The organism is Clostridium sp. CAG:43, from assembly GCF_000434655.1.
Classification (GTDB): Bacteria; Bacillota; Clostridia; order Lachnospirales; family Lachnospiraceae; genus Otoolea; species Otoolea fessa.
Window position 1 is genome coordinate 2,273 of sequence record NZ_FR895093.1, and the last position, 707, is coordinate 2,979.

1 protein-coding gene is annotated in these 707 nt (G+C 54.3%); it reads left to right on the plus strand.

What is annotated here, in order from left to right:
• The coding region (locus tag QVO97_RS07435; protein ID WP_288189310.1) for a coproporphyrinogen-III oxidase family protein at window positions 1–707 on the plus strand (707 nt) is incomplete at both ends.

The following is a 707-nucleotide window of genomic DNA, read 5'->3' on the forward strand; positions in this document are numbered from 1 at the left end:
TACCGGAATGCAGGGGTCAGCCGCCTGAGTCTGGGGCTGCAGTCGGCTTCGGAGGAGGAATTGCGGCTTTTAGGGCGGATTCATACGCGGGAGCAGTTTTTACAGAGTTTTCGTGCTGCGCGGGACGCTGGATTTGACAATATCAATGTCGATCTGATGTCGGCGCTTCCGGGACAGTCGGAGGAGAGTTGGCAGGAGACTCTGCGGTTCGTCTGCGACCTTGAACCGGAACATATTTCCGCATACAGCCTGATTGTGGAAGAAGGCACGCCGTTATATGACGAGTACGGGGAGATGTGCGCGGATCTGGAGAAATACGGCGATTACGCCTCTATGCCAAAGCGTTTACAGACGAAGTATGAAGGCTGCAAATGTCTGCCGGATGAGGAGACAGACCGGAATATGTACCACCACACGAAAACAACGCTGGCGAAGCTGGGCTATGAGCGGTATGAGATTTCCAATTATGCCAGACCGGGCTATGCCTGCCGCCACAACATCGGTTACTGGACCGGTGTGGAGTATCTGGGACTTGGTCTGGGGGCATCCTCGCTGGTGGGCGGGAAACGCTTTCAGGTGACAGCGGATTTGAACCGTTATCTGGTGTTTACGAAAGAAGAACTGGCAGCGGGCGCGCAGTATGAGGAAATACATGAACTGAGTCGTCAGGAACGGATGGAAGAATTTATGTTTCTGGGGCTGCGGCT